This is a genomic window from Anaeroplasma bactoclasticum, assembly GCF_003550015.1.
GTDB classification, from domain to species: Bacteria; Bacillota_I; Bacilli_A; order Acholeplasmatales; family Anaeroplasmataceae; genus Anaeroplasma; species Anaeroplasma bactoclasticum.
Window position 1 is genome coordinate 1 of sequence record NZ_QXEV01000032.1, and the last position, 19,303, is coordinate 19,303.

Genomic DNA, 19,303 nt, shown 5'->3' on the forward strand with positions numbered 1-19,303 from the left:
ATTATAATATCACAACATCTCCATACATTCAAGCATAAACCTATAAAGATTATTTATGGAAGCGTTTGTTATTTCAATAATTCTTCAAGTGTATCAAGTAGGCTATCCATTCTTCTAACTACAGCTAAAAAAGCATCTGGCTTAGTTAAATCACATCCAGCATTCTTTAATAATGTAACTGGATAATCAGCACCACCACTCTTAAGTAGATTAATATATCTATCAAAAGCACCATCCTTTTTATTTTTAACATCATCATATAATGCCATAGATGCACTAAAGGATGTTGCATATTGATATACATAGAAAGGATAATTAAAGAAATGAGGAATATATGCCCATACTAAGCATTTATATTCTTCTTCATTTAAATCAATATCATAATAATCCTTATATAAGGATCTCATAATATCAGATAATGCATCCTCATCAATAGGCTTACCCTCTTCTAATAGCTTATGTGCCTCATATTCAAATGTAGCAAATAAGGTTTGACGATAATAAGTTGCACAAATATTATCAATAGCCTGCTGTAAAAGTACTATTTTCTCATCCTTATCAGATACAGTATTCATTAAATAATCTAAAAATCTCTGTTCATTAAATGTAGATGCAACCTCTGCAACAAATAGTGAATAATTGGAATTGATATATTCTTGGTTCATATTTGTATATGTTGTATGGATAGAGTGTCCACATTCATGAGCTAGTGTAAATGCATCAGATAAATCCCCATTATGATTTAATAGGATAAATGCTCCCTCTTCATATGTAGATGTAGAATATGCACCATTTCTTTTTCCTTCTTTAATATCTACATCAACAACTCCATTTGCTAAGCATTTTTCTGCCTTAGCCTTATAGTCACTACCCATAAAATCCATAGCCTCTAAAACCATTTTTTTAGCTTCAGAGTAAGAATAATTCTTACTAGATTCTCTAAACTTTAAGAATCTATCATATGTTCTTAATTTATCTAGCTTAAAATAATCTTTTCTAATCTTATAATATCTTTTTAAAGGAAGAGTATTTTCTCTTGTTGTATGAATCAAAGATTCATAAACAGATACTGGAATATTTTCATAATCTAGCTTAGCACTAACCATACTCTTATAGCCTCTATTTTTCATATTGGCATATTCTGATTTTAAAATTCCAGCATAAATAGAAGCTAGTGTATTCTTATGTAAATCATAGAACTCATAAACAGCATTAAATACCTTACGTCTATCCTCTTGGCTCTTACAAATACTTAAATAATAAGTCATATTCGCTTTATTAATTTCTACTTCTTCACCACTAGATAATAAAACCTTAACACCCTTATTATCTACAATAGTTAATTTACTATATAACTGATTAAATGTAGATGAAGCATCACTAAAGGATGCAAGTATTCCCTCACTCTTTGAATCTAGGATATGCTCATTTCTTCTAAATAGATTTTCCATTGTATGATAGAATGCAGGAGCAAATTCCTTACAATAAGATAAAATCTTATCCTTACCTATAGATAATATTTCAGGGTCAGCAAAGCTTGACTTTTCTACATATTCTGAATATTTAGATCCAATTCTTGCGATTAATCTTGAGGATTCCTTATCCTTTTGATTTAAATCATTTTTCATAGAAGCATATACATATAGCTTTGTTAATAAAATACCTGAGTCATTTACCCATTTTGTATATGCTTTAAAGCCTTCCTTAGTTCCTAAATTTCCTTTTAGATTTTCTAAATCTAAAATATAGGAATCTAATTTTTTAAAATCCTCTTCCCATAAATTTTCATTTTTATAAATTCTTGTTAAATCCCAATTCATATTTATACCTCACAAACAAGAAAAGTATATCACATTTTTTAAGTTTTAAAAACATAAATCTTGTAATATAATACTAATTGGTGAGAATATGAAAATAAGCGGTGTTATTGCAGAATATAATCCACTTCATAATGGTCACATGTATCATTTAGCGGAAATAAAAAAAGAAAACCCCGATTTAATTATTGGAGTTATTTCTTCTTCCTTAACTATGCGTGGAGATATATCTATATTAGACAAATTTATAAAAACAAAAGAGGCATTAGATGCAGGAATTGATTTAGTTATAGAGCTACCCTTAGCATATTCTATGCAAAGGGCAGATATATTTGCGAGTAATGCAGTTAAGCTTTTATCCTTAGCCAAGGTAGATAATATTATTATTGGTAGTGAAAATAATGATATAAAGCTTTATGAAGAAGCATATAATAAAGACACTTCTATAAATGATAATACAAAATCTATGAAGGATAATTCTATATCCTTAAAGGATTTTGATTCAAATGATACATTAGGCTATTTTTATTATAAATCTATTAAGGATAATAATTATCCAATTACATTAAAAACAATTAAAAGAATTGGAAATAATTATAAGGATACAAAATTAAAGGAGGAATATTCTTCTTCTACATCTATAAGAGCAAATATCTCTGAATTTGAAAATTATGTTCCATTTTTTGTTGCGAAGGATAAGAATTACTTATTAGATGAAAAAGATATATTTCCTATGGTGAAATATAAAATTATATCTACAAAGCCTGAAGATTTAAAAGAAATATTCTTTGTAGATGAAGGAATTGAATATAAGCTAAAGGATATTAGAGATTATAATAATTTAGATGAATTTATTACATATCTATCTGGTAAAAAATATACAAAGACAAGAATGAAAAGAATGTTAATGTATATACTATTTAATATAAAAAAGGATGAAATGAATCAAATTACATCTCCTGAATTCTTAAGAGTATTAGGATATTCTAATAAGGGTAAGGAATATTTAAATCATTTAAAAAAGGATATCCCTATTTATACCAATATTAAAGAAGGAATAAATCCTGCCCTTGATATTGAGATAAGGGCATCTAAAGTATTAGATTCTATATTTGGTTTAAATCTATTAAAATTAGAACAAAAAGGCCCCATTACAAAATAAAGGACTCAACACAAGGTTGAGTCCATTTTCATTTTAGAAATATTTATTTAAGAATTCTCCTGCTTCCTCATAGCCTTCATCATGAAGCTTCTTTGCAAGCTCAAAGGAGTAATCCTTATCTTGTACTACACCCTTACCTAGGTAATAGTATTCTGCAACCTTTAATGTTGCCATCTTAAATCCATGAATGTGAGCATCCTCAAAATATTCGAAGGACTTCTCTTCATCCATCTCAGCACCTTCAGCATAATATTCACCAAGTGCATATTCTGCCATAGAATCACCAAAATCAGCACCTTCAATATAGTTTTCCTTTGCAAGCTGAATAGACTTTTTAACGCCTTGGCCATTTTCATAGCAACGACCAATCATATAATATGCTTGACCATTTTCTTGTTTTGCAGCCTTACGGTACCATTTTAATGCCTCAAGATAGTTTTGGTTGAAGCCTGTACCATAGTAATAACAATTACCAAGTAATACTTGGGATTCAGCATCACCCTTTTGAGCTGCCTGCATATACCACTTTACAGCTTCTGAATAATCCTTTGTTACACCATTACCGAAATAATAGCATTTACCTACATTTGTCATTGCAAGTAAATTCTTGCCCTTAGCAGCCTTCATATAAGCCTCAAAGCCAAGCTTTTCATCTGCTTCTGTACCATCGGCATTCATATAGCAATCACCTAATGCATTTAATGCATCAATATTTCCTGCCTCAGCCGCAATCTTATACCAACGGAAGGCATTCGCTGAATTTTGAGCAACACCCTTACCATTGTGGTAAGCAACAGCTAGGGCATATTGTCCTTCTGGGCAACCACCCTTTGCAGATTCCTTATACCAATAGAAGGCATCCATATCACTCTTCTTTGTACCTTGTCCAAAGTAGAAGCAATTACCTACCTCATATTGTGCTGCAGCATGACCAAGCTCAGATGCTTGCAAGAAATGCTGGAAGGATTTATCATAGGATAATTCAATATCATCACCCTGTTCATACATTAATCCTAAAATATAGATTGCATCTGCACAGCCTAAGGATGCACCCTTTTTATAATTTTGAACAGCCTTTACCTTATCTTGCTTATAGCCTACACCAAAATAATAGCAGTCACCTAAATTCTTATATGCAGCACCACGTCCTGCCTTTGCAGCTTTTGTAAACCAATCAATGGCAATTTTAATATTTTGGTCAATATATAAGCCATAACGATATAGTGTACCTAAATCATTCATGGCCTTAGGATGACCTGTAGCAGCTGCCTTTTGTAATAAATAATATGCATTTTTATAAGAAACCTTACATCCTCTACCTAAGAAATACATACATCCTGCATGGTAGCATGCTTCAATATTATCTTCATCGGCAAGTGTTTGATAAATCTCTAATGCTTTTCTATAATTTTGTACTTCGCCCTTACCATAATAATAGCAATTAGCTAAATGGAATAATGCATCATTATCACCTAATGCTGCTGCACTCTTATAATACTTAGCTGCAGCTAAATCATCTTTTGCAACACCAAGTCCATAATAATACGCATCACCTAAAGCTGTATATGCTTTATCACAGCCATCATCAATACTCTTTTGATAATATTCTATAGCTAATTCTTCATCTTTTTCTGTACCAAGACCATTTGCATACTGATATCCTAAATAATATTCAGCAAGTGGAAGATCCTTAGTTTCTAAGAATAGCTTAAAGGAATCTAAATAATTTTCTTTTGCATATTCCTTAATAGCCTCATTGAAGGCATCCATATTGATAACCTTTGGTCTTTCTGGCTCTACAGGAGCTTCGAAAGCTTCTTCTTCAGGTTCTTCAACCTCTTCTTCAACCTCTTCAGGCTCTTCAACAGATTCTTCCTCAGGTTCTGCCTCTTCAACTGGTGCTTCCTCAGTAGCTTCCTCAACTTCAGCCTCTTCAGTTACTTCCTCAGGTTCAGCCTCTTCGAAAGACTCTTCGGCTATAGGTTCTTCAGGATTTTCTTCTTCAGCTTTCTCTTCTTGAGCTTTTGGTTCTTCTACCTCATGTTCGGCCTCTTTTAAGCCTTTTAGCTTTTCAACAATATCGTCGATTAGCTTTGGACCTTGGCAAATTACATTCTTGTTTTCAAGCTCCATTCTATAATCATCTGCACGAAGTAATACATCATCAGAATATTCCTCATGCTTATAAATATCTAAGAATAAATCATCAATACTCTTATTTAATGCAACATAAAGCTCTGGCTTTATTGTTCTTTGATTTTCCTGAACAATACCATGAAGCTCATAATACTTATCCGATGCAAGTACTTGACTACTAATAACATAAATTACAGCATCACAGCGAAGTAGGCTCGCTCTAATTTTGGTATCAAAATCAAAGGAATCTGGGAATTCCATACGAACTGTAAAATTCTTCTTTGATAGGTCTGCCGCAATTTTATTTGCTTTAAAATAGTCATCTACATAAGCTAAAATTAGTACAGTATTTATATCCATAATACCCCTCCATTTTAGAAACAGTGTTTTATCTTAATAATTTTACCACAAAAGGCACTAGATTTGGTAATACTTTTTATAAATTATTTTATAAAAATACATTAATTTGTAAAATGTTTTTATTTCCCATAACGGAAAAGATAAGTTGCTAGAGCACAAATAGTTTTAGCATCCTTAATTTTTCCATCATCAATCATTTTCTTTACCTCTTCTAGTGGAATAAATTCTGTTTCAATTATTTCATCTTCATCAAAATGAGTTTCTGTTTTTACATAATCCTTTGCAAGATAAAGATAAATAATTTCTGATGAATATCCACATGTAGGATAAATATCTGTTAAATGCTCTAAAGTACTTGCTTTATTTCCTGTTTCTTCTTCAAATTCTCTTAATGCTGCCATATATGGGTCTTCACCCTTTTCAAGCTTTCCAGCTGGAATCTCATAAATCACCTCATCATAAGGATATCTAAATTGTCTTTCTAGTAATACCTTATTATCCTTTGTGATACATAATATTGCAGCACCACCATTATGTCTTACAACCTCACGAAATGCTTCTTTACCATTAGGACATAAAACAGTATCCCTTTCTACTCTTATGATTTTGCCATCATAAAGTACCTCACCGTCAATTTTCTTTTCAATCATATTCATAAACCATCACCGTACCTTATTAATATTCTACAAAAAAGAAAGGCAAAAATAAAGATATGTATTATTTCTTATATCGAAAGCGTTTTAAAATATTTATTTTAATTTTTAGTGATACAATTAGATTTGTATCACAAATAAACAAATAGAAAAGAGTTGAAGAAAAATGAGTTTTGATGCATCTACTGTATTTGAAATTCTACTTCCACTTGGCGCAATTATCTTTCTTTCGAAGCTATTATCTATAGGAGCTAGAAAGATTGGATTACCTCAGGTTATTGGAATGCTTCTAACTGGCGTTTTACTTGGTGCAATTGTATTCATACCAAATCATGAATATGTTATGACAAACAATTCGATGATTGGAATACAAATTGTAGCTGAAATAGGTGTAATCCTAATTATGTTTAGTGCCGGTATGGAAACCGATTTAAAGCAAATAAAGCAAACCGGTGTTGCATCCCTAGTCATTACAATACTAGGAGTCATCGTTCCAATGGGATTAGGATTTTTAGCCGCATTACTTTTAGGAACTGATTTATCAAACACAAAGACATTATTCCAGAATTTATTTTATGGTGTTGTATTAACAGCAACCTCAGTATCCGTTACTGTTGCAACATTAAAGGAGCTTGGAAAATTAAATTCTAAGATTGGTACAGCCATTATGTCTGCAGCAATATTAGATGATATCATTGGTGTCATTATATTATCTGTTATCCTATCCTTAGATAAGGCTATGACCGCAGCATCCCCAGATACAAATGTTACCTTAGAGATTGTTATGGTAATAGTTAAGACCATTTTATTCTTTATCTTTGCTATTGGACTTGGATTATTGGTTCGTTTTATATTCCAAAAGCTTGCGAAAAAATATGATCATCATAGACGTATTCCAATATTCGCCATGGCACTTGCTTTCTTCTATGCATTCGCAGCTGAAAAGTGGTTTGGTATCGCAGATATTACTGGTGCCTTCTTTGCTGGATTAGTATTATCCGATTTCAAGGAAACACAGTATATTGAACGAAGAACCGATATTACATCCTATCTATTATTTACACCTGTATTCTTTGCTAAGGTAGGAATAACCTCTATGCAAAGCTTTACAAATCAAACCTCAAATCCATTTGCCACATGGCAATTCCCAGTCTTTGGTATATTATTCTTGCTTGCAGGAATTTCAGGAAAGCTCATTGGCTGTGGTGTTGGAGCTAAGATTTGTAAATACTCCTGGAAGGATTCCCTAAGATGCGGTGTTGGTATGATGTGTAGAGCTGAGGTGTGCTTAATTTGTGCACAAAAGGGTATTGATGCAAAAATTATTTCACCATCCATTCAGCCATTCATTTTAATCCTAATTCTTCTTACTTCCTTTGTAACACCTGTTATATTAAAGGCAACCTATAAAAATGAAATAAGAGATGAAAATGAAGGATTAGATTCTATCCCAATGGTAGAAAGCTCAACCCCAATAGCTGATTCTCATATAGATAATACAAACTATCAAGGTCCATTTATGGATCAACAATAATAGAAAAAATGAAGATGCGAAATCTTCATTTTTTATTATCGGTTCTTTTATCTGTTAAAAAATCCTTAAAGTGAGCAAGTGCGATATCTTGCTCCTTTCTTTTAAAGCCATGACCAGCCTTTTTAATGAAATATACAAAGGAATCTGGGGATAAATTCTCTAAGGTCTTTCTTAGATGTGTAGCCGATACAATCTTATCCTTACCTCCATGTACAATACATACAGGGCATAAGACTTCTTTTATAATTTTATCTGTATCTAATCTTATACATTCCTCTGCAAAGGATGGATTAAATTTAAATCCAAATTTACATTTCCAGGTTTCTCTTATATGATTAGGGTTAAAGGAAATGAAAACCATTTTACCGCGTCTTGCATCATCCGGAATAGATAGAGCAGGGTAAATCGCTAATACTCTTGCTACAACTGCAGGATTTCTTGCTGCATATAATAAGGATATAAATCCACCTAAGGATTCACCAAATAGCATAAGCTCATTCTTGCTTTCCTCTACACTATTAATTACCGTTTGAAGGTCGTTTAATTCATTTTCTATGGTTAAATATTCTCTTGGTCCTTCACTTTTACCAAATAAATGTCCACCACAAAAATCATAAGCGTAAACGGTATATCCCATTCCTGCTAAAAACATGGCATATCTTTTTAATTTTTTTGAATTCGATAAAAAGCCATGAGACATAATAATTGGTATATTCTTTGGATTATCTGGAATATATTTCATTCCATGAATCATATATTTTCCATTGTTTAATTGAAATTCTACTTTATTCATCGACATCACCTAAAATAATTGTACACTGATTAAAAAGAAAAGGGAAGAAAATCTTCCCTAATTTTTATAGACACGATGTGTTATTTGTCTACTTCATTAATAAAGCATTTAAATCCTCTGCGAAGGCCTTTGGATCATCAGGTAGGATACCTTCTTGTAATAATGCTTCTGTATATAATAGCTTAGTCATTCTATCTGCAGCTTCCTTATCTGCCTTATATAATGCCTCAAGCTTTGTAAACATTGGATGATTTGGATTAAGCTCAAATACTCTATCTGCCTTAACCTCTTGATTTTGAGCTTTCAATACTCTTTCCATTTCAAAGGAAAGCTCACCAGATGCAGATACACAGCAAGGTGCATCAACAAGCTTTTTAGAAATAATTACTTCCTTTACAGAAGGTAAGGATTCCTTAACAGAACCTAAGAATTCCTTCTTTTCTTCTTTTAGTTCATCAAGCTTTTTCTTTTCCTCTTCATCAATTAAATCAAGCTCATCCTTGTTAATTGACTTAAATGGCTTTTCATTATAGCTCTTTAATACAGTAATCATGAATTCATCAATATCTTCTGATAAAATGAATACATCATATCCCTTAGATTTAACTAAATCCATCTGTGGAAGCTTGGAAACAGATTCCTTATCTGCACCAATTGCATAATAGATTTCCTTTTGTCCTTCAGGCATCTTTTCTACATATTCACTAAATGTAACAAGCTTATCCTCATTAAAGCTTCTAAGTAAGATTAAATCCTTTAAGGAATCCTTTCTTTCACCATAGTTTTCATATAGACCAAATTTTAAATGTCTACCCCAATCCTTGTAGAATTCCTCATATTTTTCTCTATCGTTTTTAACCATTCTAGATAATTCAGCTAAAATCTTCTTTTCTACATTCGCTGCAATCTTTTTGATTGCACGATCCTCTTGTAATGTTTCACGAGAAATATTAAGTGGTAAATCTGCACTATCTACTAAGCCCTTTACAAATCTTAAATAATCTGGAATTAAATCCTTGCACTTATCTAAAATAAAGACACCCTTTGTATAAAGCTGTAAGCCCTTATCATTTTTATCTGTATACATATCATAGAAAGGCTTCTTAGGAATAAATAATAAAGCATTGTATGTTAACATACCTTCTACATTAACATGAATTGATGTGATTGGGTCCTGCCAATCCATAAATTTAGCCTTATAGAAATTATTTAATTCATCATCAGTTACTTCACTCTTATTCTTTTTCCAAATAGGAAGCATAGAGTTAATAGTTTCTAGTTCCTTATGAGTTTTAGGCTTAAAATTAGGATCCTTTCTTTCTTCTTCTGTAGATGGATCAAGCTTAGTAACCCAAGTCTTAATTGGATATCTTACATAATCAGAATACTTCTTAATTAATTCTTTAATCTTATATTCCTCTAAATAATCAGTAAACTTTTCATCTTCTGTATCATCCTTTAGATATAAAGTGATGATAGTACCATAATCTTCCTTATCTCCATCTTCAATAGTATAGGATTCAATACCTTCAGATGTAAATAAATGAGATGTATTATCCTTTACAGATTTAGTTAATACAGTTACCTTGTTTGCAACCATAAATGCACTATAGAAGCCTACACCAAACTGACCAATAATATCAACCTCTGGTGTATTTTCCTTTTCTACTGCCTCTAAGAACTCCTTAGAACCACTCTTCGCAATAGTACCTAAGTTATTCTCAAGCTCTTCTACAGTCATACCAACACCATTATCACTAATAGTGATAGTCTTCTTTTCCTCATCTGCTTCAACTACAATTTGGTAATCACTAGATGCAATATTTGTATCTGTTAAAGATAGATAATGTCTTTTATCAATCGCATCAGACGCATTTGATATTAATTCCCTTAAGAAGATTTCCTTATGTGTGTAAATGGAATTAATCATCATGTCTAATAATCGTTTTGTTTCTGTTTTAAATTTCTTTGTTGTTTTCATTTTACTGCCTCCAAAAACTAATTACAAAACAATTATAGTTCTCTATTTTGGCATTGTCAAGCGTAGAGTGCCAAAATTTATACAATGTTTTAAAATTTAGTATTATTACTCCCATTTAAATCCTCTTTATAGTATAATGAATGAAAGGTGATTTATATGGTAGAAAGCTTTAAAATAACCGCTAGGGAATTAAGAAGAAATTTAAAAATTCATGTTCAAATGCCTGATGATTATAATCAAAACGAAAAGGCATATCCTTTAGTAATTTCCTTTGATGGTGAACTATTTTATAACTTTATAGGTGAAGATTTCAAAGTATTTAATACAGAAGAAATAACTAAGGATATTAAGGATGATGTATTATTAGTATTCTTACATTCTCCATCTATTCCTGCCTGGAGAATGAGTGAATTAAATCCTTATTATAATGGACCAGATAAGGATGTAGATACCGTGCTTTCTTTCATATTCTTTGAATATATAACCAATACCGTTTTACCTTTATTAAAGCAAAGATTTAGAGTTATAGATAATCAGGTTTATCTTTTAGGATTTAATGAGGGGGCAATATGTGCACTAGATATGCTATATAAATATAAAGAATATCATGGAGCCGCATTATTTAATCCAACATTAAGATTATGTAGCGATAAAATCAATGAAGATTTAAAGAATAATTTTACTTGTAAAAAAAGTATTTATTTATATAGAGGAGGAAAAGATACTAACCCTAAGGAAGATGATCTATTCTACCATCTATGTACAAGATTTGATTCATTAAAAACTGAAATTTTAAAATATGAATTTGATTCGAATGGAGATAATTCCTATTTTGATTTAGGCAATCATTTTAGTGAAGGAATTAAGCATATTCTTCTTAATAAATAGAAAAAATGGACTAGTTATTAGTCCAATTTTTTCTTTCCTTTATCTTCCCTTGGTACAATTACTACTTTTGGTTCTTCTTCTTTATGAATCTTAGGTCTTTTCACCTTAAACATTGCATATCCAATGGGCATTAATATAATTCCTAAAAAGAATAAAGCGAAGCTCCACCAAGGAATAGATATTTTATTATTTGCATCATATATTGCAAAATATGCCCCACTTATAGCAAGTAATGTGCCTATCGATAGCAAAGTAATAGCTTGTTTTTTCATTTATTTCTCCAAATATTCTATGACATTTTTTATGTCATCATGAATTGCAATAGTTGCATAAGAATCATAAGGAGTTTCACTCTTATTTAATAAAATAAGATTTTCACCTCTAAAATATCTTAAGAAGCCTGCGGCAGGGTATACTGTTAAAGATGTACCTGTAACTATGATTGTATCTGCTTCACTAATCGCATGTAATGCGCCAGATACTGTATCATCATCCAGACCTTCCTCATATAATACAACATCAGGCTTAATTAAACCTCCACAGTCACATCTTGGTACTCTACCTTCTTCATTAAATATATCACTCAGTGAATAGAATTTATGGCATCTCATACAATAATTTCTCATAACAGAGCCATGAAGCTCATATACAACCTTAGAGCCTGCCTCTTGATGTAGGTTATCAATATTTTGTGTAACAACTGCAGATACCTTACCCATCTGTTCTAATTTAGCAAAATATTTATGAGCTAAATTTGGTTTAGCATTTAAATAAACCATTTTTGAAAAATAGAATTTGTAAAACTCTTCTGGATTTCTCATAAAGAAGGAATGAGAAATTATTTCTTCTGGTGGAATATTCATCTTTGTTTTTTGATTATATAATCCATCTGCACTTCTAAAATCAGGAATACCTGAATTTGTAGATAAACCAGCACCAGAAAAAATTACAATTCTTTTACTTTTATCTATAACTTGTTTTAATTCTTCTAGCTTATTCATAATAGCACCACCTTATAACTATTATATATTAAAAAGGATGGCATAGCCATCCAATTTCTATTTATTAAATATTTTTTACAGCAGCAATAATTCTTTCTACTGCTTCTTGATAAGTAACTTCTTCCTTTGCTAGAGTTTGTCTATCCTTTAATTCAACAATACCCTCTAGAGCTCTTTTTCCAACAATAATCTGGAATGGAACACCAATTAATTCCCAGTCTTTAGCCTTAAAGCCTAAGCCTTGGTTTCTATCATCTAATACAACCTCAACACCGTTTGACTCAAGCATTTCATGGATCTTATCAGATAGCTCCATTTGTTCTGGAAGTGAATATTTAACTGGTAATACTACTGCATGATATGGAGCAACATTTAATGGCCACTTAATACCAAATTCATCATGATATTGTTCTACAATAGATTGGAATGTTCTAGTTACACCAATACCATAACAGCCCATTACCATTGGTACGTTTTCGCCCTTCTCATTAACATAAGTACAGTTCATTGCCTTAGAATACTTTGTTTGAAGCTTGAATACCTGACCAACCTCGATACCTCTTGCACTCTTAAGTGGCTTACCACAAATAGGGCACATTAATCCTTCTTTAGCTAAGCGTAAATCACAAACCTTACCAGTGAAGTCTCTACCAAACTTAACATTCTTTAAATGATAATCCTTTTCATTTGCGCCAACATAGAAGCCATCCATTGCTTCTAATTCCTCATCTACATAAATATCAAGCTTTGCTTGTAGATTAACTGGTCCAATGAAGCCTTTTACAATACCTAAGGATGCAATTTCTTCATCTGTTGCAAGTCTTAAATAATTTTCATTAGAACCAGACTCATTAACTAATTTAATTTCATTAATATCCTTATCTGCTCTTACCATTGCGACAATGAATTTTTCGTTCATGAAATCATGATAAATCATTGTCTTAGCCATATTTTTACTATCCTCACCCAAGAATTCAACTAATTCTTCAATTGTTGCATGATTTGGAGTTGCAACCTTTTCGATTGGGGCTTCCTTTAATCCCTTATAGCCATCTAGCATTGTAGATGCCTTTTCTTGGTCAGCTGCGTAATGGTTATCCTCACAATAAATAATTGTTGATTCACCAATATCCGATAATGCCATAAACTGGTGAGATCCATTACCACCGATATTTCCTGTATCTGCAAGTACTGGTACAAACTTTAAATTGAATCTTGTGAAGATTTTAGAATATGTATCATACATAAGCTTATAAGATTCTTCTAGACCAGCCTCATCCTTATCAAAGGAATATGCATCCTTCATAATGAATTCTCTTGAACGGATTAAACCAAATCTTGGACGGAATTCATCTCTATACTTTGTTTGAATTTGATATAAGATAATAGGTAATTGCTTTGGAGATTTAATTAAATCTCTTGCGATAGATGTGAAGATTTCCTCATGAGTAGGTCCTAAACAGAATTCTCTATCATGACGATCCTTAAGTCTCATTAATTCTGGACCATACTTCATCCATCTACCAGATTCAACCCATAATTCCTTTGGCTGTAGTGCACTACATAAAATCTCTTGGCTACCAGCCTTATCCATTTCATCCTTGATGATTGCTTGAATCTTATTTAATACTCTAAGTCCCATAGGTAGGTAGTTATAAACACCTGCTACCTCGTTTTTAATCATACCTGCACGAAGTAATAAAACGTGGGAATCTATTTTAGCCTCATTTGGGGCTTCCTTTAGTGTGGAAATTAACATTCTACTTGCTTTCATAATTTCTCATTCCTCTTTTCAAAATACTTTTGAATTATAGCATATATTTTATAAATTATCTATGAAAATGCTTTATATTCATAAATATTATGAAATAACTTTGAAAGTCTAATCCAATAGGGTATAATATATGTAGACTTTTTTCGAATTCGAATTTCATAGGAGGTTTATATGGACAAGTTATACAACCGCAAGGAGATAGCTATTTTTGCGCTTGGTGGTTTAGGCGAAGTCGGAAAAAACATGTATGTCATCGACTATTTAGAACAGCTATTTATTGTAGACTCTGGTATATTATTCCCAGATTCACACCTATTAGGTGTTGATTATGTAATTCCAGATTATACATACCTTGTACAAAATCAACAAAGAATCGTAGGTTTATTTATCACCCATGGTCATGAAGACCATATTGGTGGTATTCCATTCCTACTTAAAAAAGTTAAAATACCAAAAATATTTGCTGCAGGTGTTACAGTAGATTTAATCGAAAATAAATTAGAAGATTATCCTGAGCTATTAGGCTCAACACAAATCGTAGAATTCAAAAGTCATTTCGTTTATGAATTTAAGGGAATTTCTGTATCCTTTATAAGATTAAATCATTCTATTCCTGATTCTTTTGCAATATGCTTTAAAACAGAGCTTGGAACTATCGTACATACTGGTGACTTTAAGATTGATTTAACTCCAGTAGGTCCTGCTGCAGAATATGAAAAGCTAGCCCTTTTAGGTCAAGAAGGGGTATTATGCTTATTATCCGATTCAACAAATGCCTTAAGAGGCGGAGTTACAGAATCCGAAAAGAAAATTGGTTCTTCTATTAAAGAATTATTTAAGCAGGTAACGGATAGAATTATTGTTGCAACCTTCGCATCGAATATGTTCCGCGTTCAGCAAATTATTGAAGCCTGTGTATTAACAAATCGTAAGGTTGCTGTATTTGGTAGATCTATGGAAAAAACAATTGAAGTAGGTCAGCAGGTTGGTTATATTAAAGCACCTAAGGGTACAATAATTGCACCGGAAGAAATTGATAATTATAAGGCATCAGAAATTTGCTTATTATGTACTGGATCTCAGGGTGAGCCTTTAGCTGCATTATCTAGAATTGCAAATGGCTCCCATAGAGTTATTAAATTAATGCCAAATGATACAATCATCTTCTCTTCTAACCCAATTCCAGGTAACCAAGAGGGCGTTAATAAAACAATTAACCAATTATTCCGTAAGGGTGCAAATGTAATTACACATTCTATTATTACAGATACCCATACTACAGGACACGCATCTCAGGTGGAATTAAAGCTAATGCTTAATTTATTAAAGCCTAAATACTTTATGCCTATTCATGGCGAATATAGAATGCAAAGAGTACATGCCGATTTAGCTATTGAGTGTGGTGTAGACCCTAATAATACATACATTTTAGAAAATGGTGATGTACTAGCAATTAATGACCATTCTGCAAGAAATGCAGGACATGTCGCATCAGGAGATGTATATATTGATGGTGAAGGTATTGGTGATATTTCAAAGGATATCATTAGAGAGCGTCGTATGCTATCCGAAGATGGTATGTTCTCTTTAGTTATTACTATTGATACAAAGAAAAAGATTATTCCAATTGAACCACAGGTGGTTTCAAGAGGATTTATCTACATGAAGGATTCTGAAGCTTTAACAAAGGCTTTTGTTGATGCTTCAAAGAAATTCTTGCTAGATGAAATGGCTAATTCCAATGTTGTCATTTTAGGTATCTTAAAACAAAAATTAACAGAATTCCTAGAAAAGGAAATCTATTCTAAAACAGACCGTAAACCTATAGTAATTCCAGTGTTTATGGATTTAGCACCACAAACTCCACAAGAATAAGAAATGGACCGATTCGCCGGTCCATTATCTTTTATCCTTATAATATTTTCTTTTATCGATATACATATTCTCATCTGCTTCTTTTAATGCATGAAGTATATTTTTTTTAGAATTCATTATGGAATAGCCTATCGCAAATGAGATATTATTCTTTAAGGATTCTTTTCTTATTCTTTCGATATAATCTAAAATCAGCTTTTCTTCTGCATCTTCTAAAATAATAATAAATTCATCTCCACCAGATCTAAAAATAGGTATAGACTTAAATATAGATTTTAATGTATTTGCTGCATTTTTAATTAAGGCATCACCCATTAAATGTCCATCTATATCATTCACTTGCTTTAAACCATTAATATCTAAAAATAATAAACCTATTTTTGAATCATTTTCACTCATTAAAAGACGGTTCATATAATTATTCATTTCATTTCTATTATATAAACCAGTTAATACATCGATAGAGCTTAATTCCTTTAACTGCTTTAAAAGTAAATAATTTGATATTTCACTTTCTAGAATAAATGTAGTTATTTCTAGAGTTTCTTTTATTTTTACAGTATCTATATCACTAAAATTATTTACCCACATATAGCCCATAAGCTTATTGGATGATTTTAGTGGAACTAATACTAAGGAATCTACATCCGATGCCATTAAAGATTCATACCATTTTAAATTTCTATCTCGTAAAAATTCCATACCCTTTTCATCAGAAATTATTACACAATTGTTGTCACCAAGGGTATCATACCAAGATAGTGCTAATTCATAAAAATCATCATTGATATAAGATGACATTTTTCCTCTTTTACTTCTAATATCTCTATTTTCAGCTAAAGGAATAACTTCTCTTTTCGCTTCATCAATAATAAGAATACAACAGAACTGGGCATTACACATTTCTCTTATATCTCTTACAACATTATTTAAAGATTCAATAAAATCTAAAGAATTACTTAATTGAAGAGTGGTTTTTAATACATTATTAGCAATTTCATTAGAAGCATTCGACAAGATATTAGAATCAAAGTCTGAATGTACATCCATGATATATAAGCAATATGCTAGCTCACTCGTTTCATATTCTAGTGGAATATATAGCATATGAAACCATACACCTAAGCTTTTAGGATAGGCATAGGAATGAAGTAGCTCTTTTTTAATTGCAGACTTATAACAGTATTCCTCAAAACTTAAATTCTTTTCTATGTAATCCGTATAAATACTATTAGGAATGAATTCTTTTAAAACGTGAGGGCTTCCAGCTTGTTTAACGGAGAATGTACTTTTGTATTTTTCATTTCCTTCTACTAATCTGATTTCTCCATAGCCATCGTCCTTCTTTTCTAGTGATACAACACAAGCCATATTTTTAATGCCATTGCATAATTCCTTAAAATTCATATAACCACCACTTTCAAGAAAAATATGATACCCCTATTTATTTAATCTTATCATAGGAATGAATTCAAAGGAACAATCTAGGGATAGAAATATAAATAATAACATCATTTAATAATATTATTTCTTTACACAATTGGAGCACATGCCACAATTTCCATTATGCTTAACCCCAAAATAAGAGCATACCCTTTTATGGATACATCCGCTTCCCATACAAAGCTTAACCATTTCATCTAGCTTATTATATCTATCCATCTTTATTCTTCTTATTTCTTTATCGCTTTTTTCTTTATTATCAATATGGTCTATAAAATACTCTATAGTCTTTATATCATTTAAATTAAATAAAATGACACTTTCAGCATATTTACCATCTCTTGAGCATCTACCTGATTGTTGGGAAAAATCCTCAATAGAGGATGGAATATCATATTCTATTACATATCTTATATCTTTAATATCTATGCCCATGCCAAAGGCATTGGTACATACAATAATATCTATTTCATGATTGGTATATTTATTTTGAATATCCTTTTTTAAACTAGATTCCATTGCCCCGTGGTAATATCCAACATTTAATCCTTTTTCTTTTAAAAATTCATATACATGCATTACATTTTTAATAGTTAAGCAATATATAATTCCATGAATATTTTTATGATTATTTATATATAAATATAAATCCTTATCTTTATTTTTTGTTTTAACAATCTTATAAAATATATTCTTTCTATCACAATCCCCTATAATTATTTTGGGATTATTTAAATTTAATAATTCTGTAATTTTCTTTACAGTTTCTTTGGTTGCGGTAGCAGTTAGGGCCATCATTTTTGGCCTTTTATTTAAGCTTTCAATAAATTTAGGAATATGTCCTAAGGCAATTCTAAAATCCTCACTCCAAAGTAATGTATGGGCCTCATCTGCAACAATCATAGATATTTCTAGGTTCTTAATTTCTTCTTTAAACTTTTTACTTTCTAATCTTTCTGCAGAAACATATAATATCTTTATTTTCCCTAATTTTAGCTTTCTATATACATTTTCTTGTTCTTCCTTTGAAAGTAAGGAATTTATGAATTCTGCAGGAATCATCTTATCATTCAAGTTTCTTACTTGATCTTGCATAAGGGCAATTAATGGGGTAATTACAATAGTAATACCATCTAATATTAATGCAGGTATTTGAAATGTTATCGATTTACCATAGCCTGTAGGAAGTAAGCCAATGATATCATTATCGCTTAAAACTTGATCTATGATTTCTTCTTGTTCCTTCTTTAATTTTCCATAACCAAAATAATATTTTAATACTTCTATTTTATCCATAAAATAAGAATAACATAGAAATATAATGAAAGCATTAATCATTATTTGAGAAAAAGGAGTGACCTTATACTCACATAGAATAATCACTCCTTATATTTTGTAGTTGTAGTTACACTCCCTATAATTTAAAGTCCATACTACGTATAGTTTAGATTTTTAACACATGGTTGTTAAAGGTATAATGAAGATTCCTAATCCTTCATTTTTGTAAATGTGAATAATAATTTCATCATTTGGATTACTTTTATTTTACACATAGAGTTGGTTATTATTATAAGATACTATTTTGGATAAATTATCATAACTATAATTATTAATAATTAAAATCATATAACTGCTTAATAGATATTTTTGAAGAACGTATTATCTGCGTCTTAGTAAATAGATCTATTTTTAACAAAAATGGAAGTTTTGTTTTATAATTATTAACTATTACTCTATCTATCTTCTTACCATTCATTAATACAAAAGACAATATCAAATTTTCGTGCGTGACATATATACTTTTATATATTAGTTTTCTATTTCCTCTTGTATAAAAGATCTGTAATTCAGAAAGAATCAACCATGTTATGTATGTGATTCTTTTT

At 30.9% G+C, this 19,303-nt stretch carries 14 protein-coding genes; 4 read left to right on the plus strand and 10 right to left on the minus strand.

Going from position 1 to position 19,303, the window contains the following annotated elements; all coding sequences use genetic code 11:
- Positions 1 to 68 precede the first annotated feature (68 nt).
- Positions 69 to 1,820, minus strand: a complete 1,752-nt coding sequence (gene pepF / locus EI71_RS08760) for an oligoendopeptidase F (protein ID WP_119016867.1) — start codon at positions 1,818 to 1,820, stop codon at positions 69 to 71.
- Between the two features lie 88 nt (positions 1,821 to 1,908).
- On the opposite strand from pepF, the gene EI71_RS08765 reads away from it, so the two are divergent.
- Complete coding sequence (locus EI71_RS08765; RefSeq protein ID WP_119016868.1) at positions 1,909 to 2,979, plus strand: tRNA(Met) cytidine acetate ligase; 1,071 nt, start codon at positions 1,909 to 1,911, stop codon at positions 2,977 to 2,979.
- Positions 2,980 to 3,012: 33 nt separating this feature from the next.
- Here EI71_RS08765 and EI71_RS08770 read toward each other — a convergent pair whose 3' ends face one another.
- Positions 3,013 to 5,475: a tetratricopeptide repeat protein gene (locus tag EI71_RS08770; protein ID WP_119016869.1), complete on the minus strand. Its 2,463-nt coding sequence runs from the start codon at positions 5,473 to 5,475 to the stop codon at positions 3,013 to 3,015.
- A gap of 119 nt (positions 5,476 to 5,594) precedes the next feature.
- Positions 5,595 to 6,131: an NUDIX hydrolase gene (locus EI71_RS08775; RefSeq protein ID WP_119016870.1), complete on the minus strand. Its 537-nt coding sequence runs from the start codon at positions 6,129 to 6,131 to the stop codon at positions 5,595 to 5,597.
- A gap of 163 nt (positions 6,132 to 6,294) precedes the next feature.
- Between EI71_RS08775 and EI71_RS08780 the strand changes: the two genes are divergently transcribed.
- A complete protein-coding gene (locus EI71_RS08780) occupies positions 6,295 to 7,662 on the plus strand; it encodes a cation:proton antiporter (RefSeq protein ID WP_119016871.1) in 1,368 nt (455 codons plus the stop codon).
- Positions 7,663 to 7,687: 25 nt separating this feature from the next.
- Here the strand turns inward: EI71_RS08780 and EI71_RS08785 are convergent, their stop codons facing one another.
- Together EI71_RS08785 and htpG are read right to left on the minus strand one after the other, a co-directional pair.
- Positions 7,688 to 8,455, minus strand: a complete 768-nt coding sequence (locus tag EI71_RS08785; RefSeq protein ID WP_162849915.1) for an alpha/beta hydrolase — start codon at positions 8,453 to 8,455, stop codon at positions 7,688 to 7,690.
- An 88-nt stretch (positions 8,456 to 8,543) separates the two neighbouring features.
- The gene (gene htpG / locus EI71_RS08790; protein WP_119016873.1) at positions 8,544 to 10,436 is read right to left on the minus strand and encodes a molecular chaperone HtpG; all 1,893 of its coding nucleotides are present in this window, start codon (positions 10,434 to 10,436) and stop codon (positions 8,544 to 8,546) included.
- 156 nt (positions 10,437 to 10,592) lie between these two features.
- On the opposite strand from htpG, the gene EI71_RS08795 reads away from it, so the two are divergent.
- Positions 10,593 to 11,324 carry an alpha/beta hydrolase-fold protein gene (locus EI71_RS08795; RefSeq protein WP_119016874.1) on the plus strand — a complete coding sequence of 244 codons (732 nt, stop codon included), beginning with the start codon at positions 10,593 to 10,595 and terminating at the stop codon, positions 11,322 to 11,324.
- A gap of 17 nt (positions 11,325 to 11,341) precedes the next feature.
- Here EI71_RS08795 and EI71_RS08800 read toward each other — a convergent pair whose 3' ends face one another.
- The 3 genes from EI71_RS08800 to EI71_RS08810 all read right to left on the minus strand — a co-directional run bounded on the left by EI71_RS08800 (position 11,342) and on the right by EI71_RS08810 (position 14,099).
- Positions 11,342 to 11,596 carry a hypothetical protein gene (locus EI71_RS08800; RefSeq protein ID WP_119016875.1) on the minus strand — a complete coding sequence of 85 codons (255 nt, stop codon included), beginning with the start codon at positions 11,594 to 11,596 and terminating at the stop codon, positions 11,342 to 11,344.
- The gene (locus tag EI71_RS08805) at positions 11,597 to 12,325 is read right to left on the minus strand and encodes an NAD-dependent protein deacylase (RefSeq protein ID WP_119016876.1); all 729 of its coding nucleotides are present in this window, start codon (positions 12,323 to 12,325) and stop codon (positions 11,597 to 11,599) included.
- 64 nt (positions 12,326 to 12,389) lie between these two features.
- A complete protein-coding gene (locus EI71_RS08810) occupies positions 12,390 to 14,099 on the minus strand; it encodes a proline--tRNA ligase (RefSeq protein WP_119016877.1) in 1,710 nt (569 codons plus the stop codon).
- Positions 14,100 to 14,270: 171 nt separating this feature from the next.
- Between EI71_RS08810 and EI71_RS08815 the strand changes: the two genes are divergently transcribed.
- Positions 14,271 to 15,974, plus strand: coding sequence for a ribonuclease J (locus EI71_RS08815; protein ID WP_119016878.1), 1,704 nt, complete (start codon positions 14,271 to 14,273; stop codon positions 15,972 to 15,974).
- A 24-nt stretch (positions 15,975 to 15,998) separates the two neighbouring features.
- Here EI71_RS08815 and EI71_RS08820 read toward each other — a convergent pair whose 3' ends face one another.
- Complete coding sequence (locus tag EI71_RS08820) at positions 15,999 to 17,381, minus strand: sensor domain-containing diguanylate cyclase (RefSeq protein WP_119016879.1); 1,383 nt, start codon at positions 17,379 to 17,381, stop codon at positions 15,999 to 16,001.
- Positions 17,382 to 17,498: 117 nt separating this feature from the next.
- Positions 17,499 to 18,713: a RecQ family ATP-dependent DNA helicase gene (locus tag EI71_RS08825; protein WP_162849916.1), complete on the minus strand. Its 1,215-nt coding sequence runs from the start codon at positions 18,711 to 18,713 to the stop codon at positions 17,499 to 17,501.
- Positions 18,714 to 19,303 lie beyond the last annotated feature (590 nt).